Here is a 13,113-nt window from a genome sequence, read left to right on the forward strand (position 1 = left end):
CCGGAGTCGCGGGCGGCGTAGTTTCGGGGAACGCTCCGGGAACGCGCGGCCCCATGATCACCCTCGCCCTCGACTTCGAGACCGCCAACGAGCGGCGCGACAGCGCCTGCGCGGTCGGCCTCGCCTGGATCGCGGACGGGCGGGTCGTGCGCCGGGAGAGCCACCTCATCCGGCCCCCGGAGATGCGCTTCTCCCCCGGCAACATCCGCGTCCACGGCATCCTCCCGTCGAACGTCGCCGGCGAGCCGGGCTTCGCGGAGGTGATGGCGCCCTACCTCGCCGACCTCGCGGGCGGGGTGATCCTTGCCCACAACGCGACGTTCGATCTCGGCGTCCTGCGGGCGGGGCTCGGGCGGGCCGGGCTGCCGGTGCCGGATTTCTCGTATCTCTGCACGGTCCAGGTCGCCCGGCGGGTGTTCCCCGCGCCGGAGGGGTGCGGCCTCGGCAAGGTCGCCCGGCGGCTCGGCATCACCTTCGAGCATCACGATGCGGGCGAGGACGCCTATGCCTGCGCGCGCATCGCGCTGGCCGCCATGGGCGAGACGGGGGCGGCGGATGTCCGCGGCCTCGCCGCCGCCATCGGCGTGCCGGTGACCGCGGTGCCCGGCGAGTCGGCCCGCCCGGCGCCGGGACGCGGGGGGATCAGCGGACGGGCCATGGCTGCGTTCGCACCGACTTCGGCCTCCCTCAGCTTCCAGATGCGCGGCTCCACGGGCAACCGCTACACCGTGACGCTGGAGGAGCGGACGAGCGGCGCCGTCCTGCGCTGCACCTGCATGGCTGGCCGCTTCGGCCAGCGCTGCCGCCACGTGAAGGCCCTCGAGGTCGGCGACGTCACCGACCTCCTGTCCGACAACACCTCGGACCTCGCCACCCTCGCGACGCGGCTGGTCCGGGTGGCGTGAGGCACCCTCCCCCGCGTCGCGAGCCCGTGGATCGCCGCGCCGGGCTCCCGAGGGCGGCGCGGGGGTGGCGGTGAGGCCCTATTATGCCGCCTGCTTCGCGGCGCCGTAGAAGGTCCCCCCGTTCTCGGCCATGGCGGCGAGGCTGTCGGGCACCGCGAAGCGCGGGCCGTGGACGGCTTCGAGGCCGCGGGCCAGGGCGACGAACTCCGGCACGCCCATGAAGTCGATATAGGAGAGCACCCCGCCCGTGAACGGCGCGAAGCCGAAGCCCAGGATCGAGCCGACATCGGCCTCCCGGGGATCGGTGACGACCCCCTCCCCCACCGTGCGGGCGGCTTCCAGCGCCTGCACCACCAGCAGGCGGTGCTTCAGCTCCGCGAAGTCCACCTGCTCCGCAGCCAGCCGATTCGGCTGGAGCGCGGCGAGGCCCGGCCACAGGCGCTTCGGCGCGCCCTCGGGGTAGTCGTAGAAGCCCTTGCGGTTCTTGCGCCCGAGCCGGCCCTGCCCTTCGACCATCGTCGTCAGGATCGTCCTCTGCGCGGGATCCACCGCCTCGGGGCCCACCTGGGCCTCCGTGGCCCTGGCGATCTTCAGGATTAGGTCCAGGGCGACCTCGTCGTTGAGGGACAGGGGGCCGACGGGCATGCCCGCCTGCCGCCCCGCGCTCTCGATCATGGCCGGCGGCACGCCCTCGGCGAGCATCTTGTGGCCTTCGAGGAGGTAGGCGCCGACGCAGCGGTTGGCGAAGAAGCCGCGGGAATCGTTGACGACGATGGGCGTCTTCTTGATCGCCCGGACGTAGTCGACCGCCACCGCGATGGCCCGGTCCCCCGTGGCCCCGCCCTTGATGATCTCCACCAGCATCATCTTCTCGACGGGGGAGAAGAAGTGGATGCCCACGAACAGGTCCGGCCGCCGGCTGTGCTGCCCCAGCCCGGTGATCGGCAGCGTCGAGGTGTTGGAGGCGAACACCGTGTCCGGGCCGATCACCGCCTCGATCCGGCCGATCACCTCGGCCTTGATCCGCGGATCCTCGAACACCGCCTCGATCACGAGGTCGCACCCTTCGAGGGACGCGTAATCCGCCGTGGCGGTGATGCGCGCCAGCAGGGCGTCGCGGTCGGCGGTCTTGGCCCGGCCCTTGTTGATCTGGCCGGTGACGAGGGCGTGGGCGTGGGCCTTGCCCTTCTCGGCCGCCTCGACGCTCTGGTCTATCAGCACGACCTCGAACCCCGCCAGCGCGCTGACATAGGCGACGCCCGCGCCCATGAAGCCCGCCCCGACGACCCCGACCTTGCGCAGGCTGGCGGGCGGCACGTCCTTCGGCCGCCGCGCGCCCTTGTTCAGCTCGCCCATGGAGAGGAACAGGGTGCGGATCATCGCCGCCGCCTCCTTGGTCCGGAGGATCTGTGCGAAGTACCGGCTCTCGACCCTCAGCGCCAAGTCCATCGGCAGCTGCAGGCCCTCGTAGACCGAGGCGAGGATCGCCTTGGCGGCGGGGTAGTTGTCGTGGGTCTCGCGGCGGTAGATCGCGTTGGCCGCCGGCCAGACCTGCATGCCGGCCGGCGAGTAGACCTTGCCCGAGGGCGCCTTGTACTTCGGCACGTCCCAGGGGGCGACCGCCGAGCCGCCGTCCCGGATCCAGGCCTTGGCCTGCGCGACGATCTCGGCCACCGGAGCCACGGCATGGACGAGGCCCATGCCCTTGGCCATGGGCGCGCGGATCTGCTCGCCCTTGAACAGCATCTGGAGGGCGTCGCCGGTCTGCATCAGCCGGGCGACCCGCTGGGTGCCGCCGCCGCCGGGGAACAGCCCGACCTTGATCTCCGGCAGGCCGATGCGGGTATGGGGTGCGTCCGAGGCCACCCGGTGGTGGCAGGCCAGGGCCAGCTCGAAGGCGCCGCCGAGGCACAGGCCGTGGATGGCCGCTGCGAAGGGCTTGCCGCAGGTCTCGAGCCGCCGGAACAGCAGCGTGAGGCGCCGGGATTCCTCGAAGAAGCGGCGCATGGCCGCCTCCTCGCCCTCATCGGCCCGCAGCCGCTCGTAGGCCGCGCGCAGGCCCTGGAGCATGGTGAGGTCGGCCCCGCCGGAGAAGTTCTCCTTCCCCGTGGCGATGACGCAGCCCTTGATCGCCGGGTCCGAGGCGACCGCCTCGATGATGGCGGACAGCTCCTCCATCACCGACTCGGTGATGACGTTCATCGAGCGGCCCGCCATGTCCCACACGGCCAGGGCGATGCCGTCGGCATCCGTCTCTAAGCGGAAGTGATCTGAAGTCATGCCGTCTTTCCTCCGCAAGTCTCGCCTGTCCAATACATGTCGGTCGTTTTTAATCGGGCGTATAGATTTTCCGTCGCATACCCGCGGGCGCCGGGGGGCCGTCGCGGGACATGAAGATGAGAGCAAACCCTGGTTGTGCCGCCTGCCGGGATTCCACGCCGCTGCCGTTCGCGTTCACGATGGCCTTCCAGCCGATCCTGGACATGTCGACCGCGCGGGTATGGGGCTACGAGGCGCTCGTGCGCGGGGCCGGAGGCGAGCCGGCCGGCGCGATCCTGTCTCAGGTCGATGACGACATCCGCTACCGCTTCGACCAGGCGGCGCGGGTGAAGGCGATCGAACTCGCCGGGCGGTTGTTCCCGGCGCATGACGACGTGCGCCTCTCCATCAACTTCATGCCGAACGCCGTCTATGAGCCGAATGCCTGCATCAAAGCGTCCCTGGAGGCTGCGCGGCGGGTCGGCTTCTCCCACGACCGCATCATGTTCGAGTTCACCGAGAACGAGCGCTTCCGGGACATCGAGCACGTGAAGCGCATCGTCGCGGCCTACCGGCGGCAGGGCTTCATGACCGCCCTGGACGATTTCGGCGCGGGCTTCGCGGGCCTCAGCCTGCTGGCGAACTTCCAGCCCGACCTCATCAAGATCGACATGGACCTCCTGCGCGGCATCGATGCCGACCCGCGCCGCCGCAGCATCGTCGCCGGCATCGTGGCGATCGGCCGGTCCCTCGGGATCGCCCTGCTGGCAGAGGGCATCGAGACCGCGGCGGAACTCGACGCGGTGCGCGGCCTCGGCATCGATCTGGTGCAGGGCTACCATTTCGCCCGTCCCCTCATCGAGGCGCTGCCCGCGGTGCCGGGCTTGGCGCCGGCATCCGCCGCGCAAGCCGCGTGACGGAACGCCGAGCCCCGCCCGGTCACCACGGGCCGCCGGCCCTTATTTCGCGGCGGGCGGCGCCACCGGCACCGGCGGCGCGCCGGGGGGCGTGTTGTCCGTCGCCGAGGCGACGGCCAGCATGTTCAGGAGCTTCGTGACCGAGTTCTGCGAGATCGCCGTCACCGAGGAGTTCGGATCGGCGTTCATGGTCTGGAACTTCTCGTAGACCGGGTCGGAATAGATCTCGTCGAGGTGCTTCAGCTCGGCGAGGCTGAACTTCTCCGCGTAGTCCTTCGACAGGCCCTCGACCATCAGGGCGCGCTGCTTTTCGAACTCGGCGTTCAGCTCCTTGCGCACGGCGTCGGCGCGGGCTTCCGGCATGGCCGCGGTGGTCTTCTCCAGGGCGACGCCGAAGCCGGTCTGGAGGTTCTTGATCAGCGTCTTGTTGACGAGCTTGGTCGCAGCGGCGACCCGGTCGCCCATGTCGTCGGCGCGGGCGGCGAGCGGCGCGGACAGGGCGACGCCGAGGCAGAGGGTGGCGATCAGGCGGTTCAAGGGGTGTCCTCCCGTGATGTGGCGTGGATGGGCGGCCGGCTCGTTGTCCCGGCCGTCATGGCGCACCGCCCGTTTCCGTGGAAAACGATACGGCCGCAAGTCCTTGTCCGGCACGTCGCCGTCGCGGCGCGGTCACACCCGCTCGATGATCGTGGCGGTGCCCATGCCCGCGCCGATGCAGAGCGTGATCAGGGCGCGCTCCTTGCCGGTGCGCTCCAGCTCGTCCAGGGCGGTGCCGAGGATCATCGCCCCCGTCGCGCCCAGCGGATGGCCGAGGGCGATGGCGCCGCCGTTGACGTTCACCGCGTCGGGGTCGAGGTCGAAGGCTTGGCAGAAGCGCAGGACGACCGCGGCGAAGGCCTCGTTGACCTCGATCAGGTCGATATCGTCCAGGGTCAGGCCCGCCCGGTAGAGCACCTTCTCGGTGACGTCGACCGGCCCGGTGAGCATCAGCGCCGGATCCGACCCGATGTTGGCGAAGGCGCGGATCCGCGCCCGGGGCCTCAGCCCCGCCGCCTCGCCGGCCTCCCGCGAGCCGATCAGCACGGCCGCCGCCCCATCGACGATGCCGGAGGAGTTGCCGGCGTGGTGGACGTGCTCCACGAACTCGACATCCGGGTGCGCATCCGTGGCCACGGCGTCGAAGCCGCCCATCTGGCCCATCTGGACGAAGGACGGCTTGAGGGCGGCGAGCGACTGCATGTCGGTGCCGGGGCGCATGTGCTCGTCCCGGTCGAGGAGGGTGATGCCGTTCACGTCGCGCACGGGCACCACCGAGCGGTCGAACAGGCCGTCCTGCCAGGATTGGGCGGCCAGCGCCTGCGAGCGCACGGCGTAGGCGTCGCAGGCGTCGCGGCTGAAGCCGTATTTCGTGGCGATCAGGTCGGCCGAGATGCCCTGCGGCATGAAGTAGGATTTGACGGCGATGGCCGGATCGACGGGCCAGGCGCCGCCGGAGGCACCGATCCCGATGCGGCTCATGGACTCGACGCCGCCGCCGACCGCCATGTGGTGCTGGCCCGCCATCACCTGCGCCGCGGCGAAGTTCACCGCATCCAGGCCGGAGGCGCAGAAGCGGTTGATCTGCACGCCCGGGACGTGGATTCCGTAATCGGCCACCAGGGCGGCGGCCCGGGCGATGTCGCCCCCCGCCTCGCCCACCGGATCGACGCAACCCAGGATCACGTCGTCCACCAGCCGCGTGTCGAGGCCGTTGCGGTCCTTGAGGGCGCGCAGGGCGGTCTCGGCCAGGCGCAGGGCCGTCACCTCGTGGAGGGCACCATCCGCCTTGCCGCGCCCGCGGGGGGTGCGGACATGGTCGTAGATGAAGGCTGTCGGCATCGGCGTACCCTTCCCTTCCCCGCCTCTCGGCGATGCGGCCTTACCGCGCCGTTCTTCGTCGTGCCAGTCACATGTGCCGGGGCGGCGTCCCGGTCCGTAACGGTGGGATCGCCCTCACGTTGCCACCCCGGTCATCGTGCGCGCAGCGAAGCGATGACGGGGATGGGAGGGATCACCCCCGCGCTTCGGCGAGCGCCTTCCCGAACGCGTCCGCCACGAGGACGCCGTCGTAGCCGATCGAGGCCAGCTTGAAGCCCATCTGCAGCATCTCCCGGGCGCGGGCGGGGCCGGCGGCGAAGGCACAGGGAATCTTGCCGGCGGCGAGGGTGGTGCGGACGATCTCCCGAAGGGCCTCCGTGACCGCGCTGCCGGTGGGATCGAAGCTGGCGCCGTTCGAGAGCGCGATGGACAGGTCGCCCGGCCCCACGAGGATGCCGTCGATCCCCGGCACCCGGAGGATGGCGTGGAGGTTGGCGATGGCCTCCCTGGTCTCGCACATGGCGATGGTCATGGTCCGGGCGTTGGCCTGCGTCAGGTAGGCCTGCGGGTCGGCGAGGCCGGAGAACCACATCGCCCGGTCCGGCCCCCAGCTGCGCTGGCCCATGGGCGGGAACTTCGTGGCCGCGGCGAGTGCCCGGGCATCGGCCTCGGTGTTGATCATCGGCGCGACGATGCCGGCCGCGCCGACGTCGAGCATCCGCGAGGCCATGGCGAAATCGCCCACCGCGATCCGCACGAGGCCCGGCGTGCCCGCGAGCGCCAGCTCGGTCAGGCCGGCGGTGCAGGTGGCGACGTCGTAGGTTCCGTGCTGCTGATCGAGCAGGACGACGTCGAAGCCCGCCTGGGCCATCAGGCCTGCCAGGGCGACGTCGGCGAGGCAGGACCAGCCGAGCAGACGGCCGCCCTCTCCGCGCAGCATGTCGGGCAGATTCGGCACGGGTGCGGTCACGGCGGAGTCCTGTGGCGTTCCTCTTGGCGCGCACCATAGGGAGACCGCCCCGCCCCGGTCCAGCCGCCGGGGCGGAATCGCCTCAAGATCGCCGGGTTCTCAACGGATCCTTAACCCTGGCAAGCCCTTAAAATCCGGAAGACCACGCGAACGTGCCCGGACGGGTCCGGCCCTTACTTTCGACAGATTCGCGAGCGATAGCATTGATATCGCTCGAATTTCCGGCAGCGGGGCGGTGATGCGCCTGCCCGCGCCGGCCCGGAGCAGGAGACTTCGACGGATGAACCCAGCCGACGCGATGCAGGCCGCCGCCCCCGTGGCCGACATGAGCCTGCTCGGCTTGTTCCTCCAGGCGCACTTCGTCGTGAAGATCGTGATGCTGGGCCTGCTCAGCGCCTCGGTGTGGTGCTGGTCGATCATCGTCGACAAGACGATCCTCTTCCGCCGCATCCGCAAGGAGATGGACGCGTTCGAGGACGCGTTCTGGTCCGGCCGCTCCCTGGAGGAGCTGTTCCGCTCCTTCAACGACCGTCCGGCGACGGGCCTGGCGGCGGTGTTCGTGGCGGCCATGCGCGAGTGGAAGCGCTCCTTCGAGGGCTCCGGCCGCCAGGTGCAGTCGCTCTCCCAGCGGATCGAGAAGCAGCTCGACGTCACCATCCACCGGGAGGTGGAGCGGCTCGAATCGCGCCTGCTGTTCCTCGCCTCCATCGGCTCCGCCGGCCCGTATATCGGCCTGTTCGGCACGGTCTGGGGCATCATGACCGCCTTCACCTCGATCGCGGCCTCCAAGAACACCTCCCTGGCCGTCGTGGCGCCGGGCATCGCGGAGGCCCTGTTCGCCACCGCCATCGGCCTGTTCGCGGCCATCCCGGCGGTGCTCGCCTACAACAAGCTCCAGGCCGAGGTCTCCAAAGCCCAGTCGCGCCTGGAAGGCTTCGCGGACGAGTTTTCGGCGATCCTGTCGCGGCAGATCGACGAACGCCTGTCGCTGGCCGCCTGAGGAGACCGACCGATGGCCATGGCGGCAGGGGCTGGGCAAGGCGGGACGAAGCGGCGGCGCAGGCGCGGCCGACGCAGTGGCGCCATCAACGAAATCAACATGACGCCGTTCATCGACGTCGTGCTCGTTCTCCTCATCATCTTCATGGTGGCGGCGCCGATGATGACGGTGGGCGTGCCCCTGGACCTCCCCCAGTCCAAGGCCTCCCCCCTGAACTCGGACGTGAAGCCGATCACCCTCTCGATCCGCCAGACCGGCCAGATCTTCCTCGGCGAGGACGAACTCACCGACGACACCATCGTGCAGAAGCTCACCGCCTCCGCCAAGAACGGCACCGAGGACCGGGTGTTCGTCCGCGGCGACAAGCGCGTCGATTACGGCCGCGTGGCGCAGGTCATGGCCATCGTGACGGGCGGGGGCTTCCGTCACGTCGCCCTCGTCACCGAGCCCGAGCACTAGAGGGGCGCTGAGTTGGCGATCTCCTTGCCCGCGTTCGACCGCCGGGAGCCCGGCGTCTGGATCTCGGCCGGCACCCACGTGGCCCTGCTCGGCCTCGTCCTGCTCGGCGTCTCCGCCCCCGCCCTCCCCGAGGCGCAGGAGGGCGTGCCCGTCGAGGTGATCACCGAGAACCAGTTCTCCGAGATCACCAAGGGCGAGCGGCAGGCCGACAAGCCGATGCCGAACGCCCAGAGCCGCGCCGACCGTCAGGCCGAGAAGGTCGAGGACCGCGAGCCCGAGAATTCCAAGACCGACGCCCCCACGGCGCCGACGCGCACGGCGCAGATGAAGCTCGCCAACGCGGACGAGATGCCGCTCCGCGCCGAGCCCGACGTGACCGAGGCCGAGATCGCCAAGGCGGCCAAGGCGGCGCAGGAGAAGCGCGAGGCCGAGAAGACGGCCAAGGCCGCCGCCGAAAAGGCCGCTGCCGACAAGGCGGCCGCCGCGGAAAAGGCCGCCGCCGCCAAAGCCGCCGCTGCGGAAAAGGCCGCCGCCGCCGAGAGCAAGGCGAAGGCGGACGCCGCCGCCAAGGCCGCCGAGGCGAAGGCCGAGGCCGAGGCCGAGAAGCGCGAGCAGCTGGACAAGCTGATCGAGCGCCAGGAGGCTGAAGCCGCCGCCCAGGCCAAGGCCGACGCGGCCAAGAAGGCGGCCGAGGCCAAGGCGGCGGAGGCGAAGGCCAAGGCTGAGGCGGCCAAGAAGGTCGCTGAGGCGAAGGCCAAGGCGGAAGCGGAGGCCGAGCGCCAGAAGGAGCTCGCGGAGGCCAAAGCCGAGGCGGAGCGCGAGAAGGCGGAGGCCGCCGCGGAGGCCAAGGCGGAGGCCGCCGAGAAGGCCAAGGCCGAGGCTGCCGCCAAGGCGGAGGCCGCCGCCAAGGCCAAGGCGAAGGCCCTCGCCGACGCGAAGGGCACGGCCGATGCGGAGGCCAAGGCGCGCCAGCAGTCGGCCCTGGCGGACAAGTTCAACGCGGGCGACATCCGCTCCGTGCTGGCGTCGAAGGCGCCCTCGCAATCGACCGGGGCCACGGGCCACGCGGTGCAGAAGATGGCCGCCCTCGGCGCCGCCACGGGCACGGCCCAGCGCCTGTCGCCGTCCCTGCGCGACGCGCTGGTCGGCATGCTGCAGCAGCAGATCGAGCGGTGCTACTCGGCGCCCCCCGGCGCGGCGCAGGGCGTGGTCCTGCCGGTGCTGGATATCCGCCTGAACCAGGACGGCTCCCTCAGCACCGAGCCGCGCATCATGCGCGGCGGGGCGAGTTCCGTGGACCAGTCCATCGCCCAGGCCGCGCTTCGGGCGGTGAGGCGGTGCGCGCCCTATCGCATACCGGCCACCTACGCGCCGTATTACAACGACTGGAAGGCGATCAATGCGGAGTTCGAGTTCACGGCGACGTGACGCCGGAACCCGCGTCGCCGCCGCCACCCTCCCCGTCCGCATGACGACCGAGACGATGATCGACAGCCCGACTCGCCGGCACCGTTCCACGCTGCCCGGCCCTCTCCTGGCCCTGCTCGCCCTGCTCGCGGCGGCCATCGGCTTCGCCGGGCCGGCCCAGGCGCAGCTCCAGCTGCGAATCGGCGGGGGCAGCTTCCAGCCCATGCCCATCGCGGTGGCCGAGTTCGGCGGCGATCCGAGCCTGGGCGGGCTCGTGAGCGGCGTCGTCACCAACAACCTGCGCCGTTCGGGCTATTTCACGCCCCTGGAGCGCGCCCGCTTCCCCGAGAACCCGCCCTTCGACGCCGCGCCGAACTTCGAGAAGTGGCGGGCCACGGGGGTGCAGGGCCTCGTCACCGGCCGGGTCGTGCGCGACGCCGGCGGGCGGCTGAAGGTGGAGTTCCGCCTCTGGGACGTGACCTCCGGCCAGCAGATGATCGGCCAGCAATACGCCACCGATCCGGCCAATGCCCGCCGCACCGGGCACCTCGTCTCGGACCAGGTCTACACGAAGATCACCGGCCTCGGGCCGTGGTTCGACAGCCGCATCGCCTTCGTGGACGAGACCGGCCCGAAGGAGAACCGCCGCAAGCGCCTGATGGTGATGGACCAGGACGGCGCCAACGTCCGCGCCATCACCAGCGGCGAGATGTCGATCGTCGCCCCGCGCTACTCGCCCACCACCCAGGACATCGCCTTCATGGCCCAGGCCAGCGGACACCAGCCGCGGGTGCAGGTCATCAACCTCGAGACCGGCTCCCGGACGGCCTTCGGCTCGGTGGATTCCATGAGCGCGAGCCCGCGCTTCTCCCCCGATGGCCGCCGCCTCGTGATGAGCGTGCAGCAGGGCGGCAACGCCGACATCGTGACCATGGACATCGCCTCGAAGGTGCAGAAGCCGATCACCAGCGGACTGGCCATCGACACCTCGCCGACCTATGCGCCGGACGGCAGCCAGATCGCCTTCGAATCGGACCGTGGCGGCTCGCAGCAGGTCTACGTCATGGGTGCGGACGGCTCGAACCCGCACCGCATCACCTTCGGCACCGGCTCGGCGTCTCAGCCGGCATGGTCGCCCCGGGGGGACCTGATCGCCTACACCCGCCAGCGCAACGGTGGCTTCGCCATCTGCGTCGCCAAGACGGACGGGACCGGCGAGCGCGTCCTCACCGAGGGCTTCCACAACGAGAGCCCGTCCTTCTCGCCGAACGGGCAGTACGTGGTGTTCTTCCGCGATCCGGGCGGCCAGGGCGGCGGCAAGCTGTTCATGGTCGACATCACCGGCCACGTGGAGCAGCCCGTGCCGACCCCGAGCTACGCCTCCGACCCCACTTGGTCGCCCCTCCTGGCGGGGCGCTGAGTCCGGTATCGGACATAGTGTCGCTTCCCCGGCCGGGGCACACGCCGTCAGCTTTTCGCTAACCCCGGTCTGGCAGGAAAGGTGTGGACGATCCGGTTGTGTCATCGCGACCGGACCCGGCGCCCTCGCTCGCGGAAGACCTATGCCCTTCACCGGCTTCCCGCCTGTCCTCCTCGTCGAGGACGTGCCGATGGTGGCGGAGGTGGTGCAGGCCATCCTGGGCCGCCTCGGCTTCCATGAGATCGATTTGGCCGCCGACGGCAGCGCGGCGCTCGACCACTTGGCGGAGCGCCGCTACGGGCTCGTCATCTCCGACTGGAACATGACGCCGATGACGGGCTACGAGCTCCTCCGGCGGGTGCGCTCGGATCGGGCGATGCGCGAGATCCCGTTCATCATCATGACGACGCAGGCCAATGCCGATTGCTTCCCCGCCGCGCGCCGCGCCGGGGTCAACGCCTGCCTGATCAAGCCCTTCACCCCCGCGGCGCTGCGCGAGACCATCGTTTCGGTGTGCAGCCCCGTCCGCGCCCGGGCGGTCTGACGGCGGCGCCCGCCTCTCAGGCCTGCGTCAGCAGCCGGTCCCGCGCCTTCAGCGGCGGGAACAGGCGCCCCCACAGGGCCGCCACCCCGATCGTGGCGAGGCCGCCGAGGACCACCGCCGGCACCGCCCCCACAGCCGCGGCCAGCAGGCCCGATTCGAACTCCCCGAGCTCGTTCGAGGCGCCGATGAACACGGTGTTCACCGCCGCCACCCGCCCCCGCATCGCGTCCGGCGTCTCGCCCTGCACGAAGCTCTGGCGGACGTAGACGGAGATCATGTCGGCGGCGCCGGTGACGAACAGGCAGGCCATGGAGAGCGGCAGGGAGGTCGAGAGGCCGAAGGCCACCGTCGCCACGCCGAACACCGCCACCGCCCGCAGCATCCGCACGCCCGCATGGCGCCGCAGGGGGTAGTAGGCGAGGAGCACGGCGGTGGTGACGGCGCCCGCCGCCGGCATGCTCCGCAGCAGGCCGAGGCCGAGGGGCCCAACATGCAGCACGGAGGCCGCGTAGATCGGGAGCAGCGCCGTGGCGCCGCCGAACAGCACCGCGAACAGGTCGAGGCTGATGGCACCGAGCACCACCGGCTGCGAGCGGATGTAGCCGATGCCCGCGAGCAGCGCCGCCCAGGTGATCGCTGGCCGCTCGGTGACCGGTGCGGGGCGGTGGCGGATGAGGGCGACGGCGATACTCGCCAGGGCGAAGCTCGTGCCCGCCGCGGCGAACACCACCTTCGGTCCGAGGGCGTAGAGCAGGCCCCCCAGCGCCGGCCCCATCACCGAGGCGGTTTGCCAGAGGGAGGCGTTCCAGGCGATTGCCGAGCCGAACAGCTCCGTCGGCACGAGGGTCGGCAGCAGGGCCTGGAGGGCCGGGTTGGCGAAGGCGCGGGCGGTGCCGACCACCACCACCAGGGCGTAGAGCGGCCAGACGGCGCTCGCACCGCTCAGCGCGTAGGCGAGGAGGCCGAAGCTCGCCACGGCCTGGAGGGCGAAGGCGGCGGACCCGACGATGCGCCGCTCGTAGACGTCGGCGACGTGGCCGCTCACCAGGGCGCTGAGCATGGCCGGCAGGAACCCCGCGAGGCCGACGAGGCCGAGGGCCAGGGCGGAATGCGTGAGGTCGTAGACGAACCAGCCGATGGCCACGGCCTGCATCTGATAGGCGAGGCCGGTGAGGAAGCGCGCCCCACCGAACAGCCGGAAATCGCCGATGGCGAAGACGGCCCACCCGGATTCTGTTCTCTCGGACATCCCGCTTCCGTGGGCCTCGGGCCGGGCGAGATCAAGCGCGGCGGTGCGATCCGGTGGCACGACCCATGTTTCCGGATGACATCGGCGCAGGCCGCCGCCGACCTGCGCCATCCTGCGCCCGCGCCA

General features: G+C 71.1%; 12 protein-coding genes. 7 read left to right on the top strand and 5 right to left on the bottom strand.

Going from position 1 to position 13,113, the window contains the following annotated elements; all coding sequences use genetic code 11:
* The first annotated feature begins 53 nt into the window (after window positions 1-53).
* Complete coding sequence (locus MKK53_RS14495) at window positions 54-905, top strand: 3'-5' exonuclease (protein ID WP_243929402.1); 852 nt, start codon at window positions 54-56, stop codon at window positions 903-905.
* A gap of 81 nt (window positions 906-986) precedes the next feature.
* On the opposite strand, the gene MKK53_RS14500 is transcribed toward MKK53_RS14495, so the two are convergent.
* On the bottom strand, window positions 987-3,185 hold the full coding sequence (locus tag MKK53_RS14500) for a 3-hydroxyacyl-CoA dehydrogenase NAD-binding domain-containing protein (RefSeq protein WP_243929403.1): 2,199 nt from the start codon (window positions 3,183-3,185) through the stop codon (window positions 987-989).
* 116 nt (window positions 3,186-3,301) lie between these two features.
* On the opposite strand from MKK53_RS14500, the gene MKK53_RS14505 reads away from it, so the two are divergent.
* The gene (locus tag MKK53_RS14505) at window positions 3,302-4,081 is read left to right on the top strand and encodes an EAL domain-containing protein (RefSeq protein WP_409564334.1); all 780 of its coding nucleotides are present in this window, start codon (window positions 3,302-3,304) and stop codon (window positions 4,079-4,081) included.
* A 42-nt stretch (window positions 4,082-4,123) separates the two neighbouring features.
* On the opposite strand, the gene MKK53_RS14510 is transcribed toward MKK53_RS14505, so the two are convergent.
* From MKK53_RS14510 to MKK53_RS14520, 3 genes are all read right to left on the bottom strand, one after another.
* Window positions 4,124-4,618: a hypothetical protein gene (locus MKK53_RS14510; RefSeq protein ID WP_243929405.1), complete on the bottom strand. Its 495-nt coding sequence runs from the start codon at window positions 4,616-4,618 to the stop codon at window positions 4,124-4,126.
* Window positions 4,619-4,750: 132 nt separating this feature from the next.
* A complete protein-coding gene (locus MKK53_RS14515) occupies window positions 4,751-5,959 on the bottom strand; it encodes an acetyl-CoA C-acetyltransferase (RefSeq protein ID WP_243929406.1) in 1,209 nt (402 codons plus the stop codon).
* A gap of 172 nt (window positions 5,960-6,131) precedes the next feature.
* The gene (locus tag MKK53_RS14520; RefSeq protein WP_243929407.1) at window positions 6,132-6,908 is read right to left on the bottom strand and encodes an HpcH/HpaI aldolase family protein; all 777 of its coding nucleotides are present in this window, start codon (window positions 6,906-6,908) and stop codon (window positions 6,132-6,134) included.
* 280 nt (window positions 6,909-7,188) lie between these two features.
* On the opposite strand from MKK53_RS14520, the gene tolQ reads away from it, so the two are divergent.
* The 5 genes from tolQ to MKK53_RS14545 all read left to right on the top strand — a co-directional run bounded on the left by tolQ (window position 7,189) and on the right by MKK53_RS14545 (window position 11,738).
* Window positions 7,189-7,908, top strand: coding sequence for a protein TolQ (gene tolQ / locus MKK53_RS14525; protein ID WP_243929408.1), 720 nt, complete (start codon window positions 7,189-7,191; stop codon window positions 7,906-7,908).
* 12 nt (window positions 7,909-7,920) lie between these two features.
* Window positions 7,921-8,367 (top strand): ExbD/TolR family protein, encoded by a 447-nt coding sequence (locus tag MKK53_RS14530; protein ID WP_243929409.1) that lies wholly within the window; start codon window positions 7,921-7,923, stop codon window positions 8,365-8,367.
* Between the two features lie 12 nt (window positions 8,368-8,379).
* Complete coding sequence (gene tolA, locus MKK53_RS14535) at window positions 8,380-9,795, top strand: cell envelope integrity protein TolA (protein WP_409564335.1); 1,416 nt, start codon at window positions 8,380-8,382, stop codon at window positions 9,793-9,795.
* 55 nt (window positions 9,796-9,850) lie between these two features.
* Window positions 9,851-11,194 (top strand): Tol-Pal system beta propeller repeat protein TolB, encoded by a 1,344-nt coding sequence (gene tolB, locus MKK53_RS14540; RefSeq protein ID WP_243929410.1) that lies wholly within the window; start codon window positions 9,851-9,853, stop codon window positions 11,192-11,194.
* A 142-nt stretch (window positions 11,195-11,336) separates the two neighbouring features.
* Entirely contained in the window at window positions 11,337-11,738 is a 402-nt protein-coding gene (locus MKK53_RS14545; protein WP_243929411.1) for a response regulator, read from the top strand.
* A 16-nt stretch (window positions 11,739-11,754) separates the two neighbouring features.
* Here the strand turns inward: MKK53_RS14545 and MKK53_RS14550 are convergent, their stop codons facing one another.
* Entirely contained in the window at window positions 11,755-12,987 is a 1,233-nt protein-coding gene (locus tag MKK53_RS14550) for an MFS transporter (RefSeq protein ID WP_243929412.1), read from the bottom strand.
* Window positions 12,988-13,113: the final 126 nt, after the last annotated feature.

The sequence above is a fragment of the Methylobacterium sp. J-076 genome, from assembly GCF_022829405.1.
GTDB lineage: Bacteria > Pseudomonadota > Alphaproteobacteria > Rhizobiales > Beijerinckiaceae > Methylobacterium.

Excerpts from the sequence above, each read along its gene's own strand:
- MKK53_RS14495 (WP_243929402.1), top strand. The coding sequence starts at position 54 with ATGATCACCCTCGCCCTCGACTTCGAGACCGCCAACGAGCGGCGCGAC.
- MKK53_RS14500 (WP_243929403.1), bottom strand. The coding sequence starts at position 3,185 with ATGACTTCAGATCACTTCCGCTTAGAGACGGATGCCGACGGCATCGCC.
- MKK53_RS14505 (WP_409564334.1), top strand. The coding sequence starts at position 3,302 with ATGAGAGCAAACCCTGGTTGTGCCGCCTGCCGGGATTCCACGCCGCTG.
- MKK53_RS14515 (WP_243929406.1), bottom strand. The coding sequence starts at position 5,959 with ATGCCGACAGCCTTCATCTACGACCATGTCCGCACCCCCCGCGGGCGC.
- tolQ (WP_243929408.1), top strand. The coding sequence starts at position 7,189 with ATGAACCCAGCCGACGCGATGCAGGCCGCCGCCCCCGTGGCCGACATG.
- MKK53_RS14530 (WP_243929409.1), top strand. The coding sequence starts at position 7,921 with ATGGCCATGGCGGCAGGGGCTGGGCAAGGCGGGACGAAGCGGCGGCGC.
- tolB (WP_243929410.1), top strand. The coding sequence starts at position 9,851 with ATGATCGACAGCCCGACTCGCCGGCACCGTTCCACGCTGCCCGGCCCT.
- MKK53_RS14545 (WP_243929411.1), top strand. The coding sequence starts at position 11,337 with ATGCCCTTCACCGGCTTCCCGCCTGTCCTCCTCGTCGAGGACGTGCCG.
- MKK53_RS14550 (WP_243929412.1), bottom strand. The coding sequence starts at position 12,987 with ATGTCCGAGAGAACAGAATCCGGGTGGGCCGTCTTCGCCATCGGCGAT.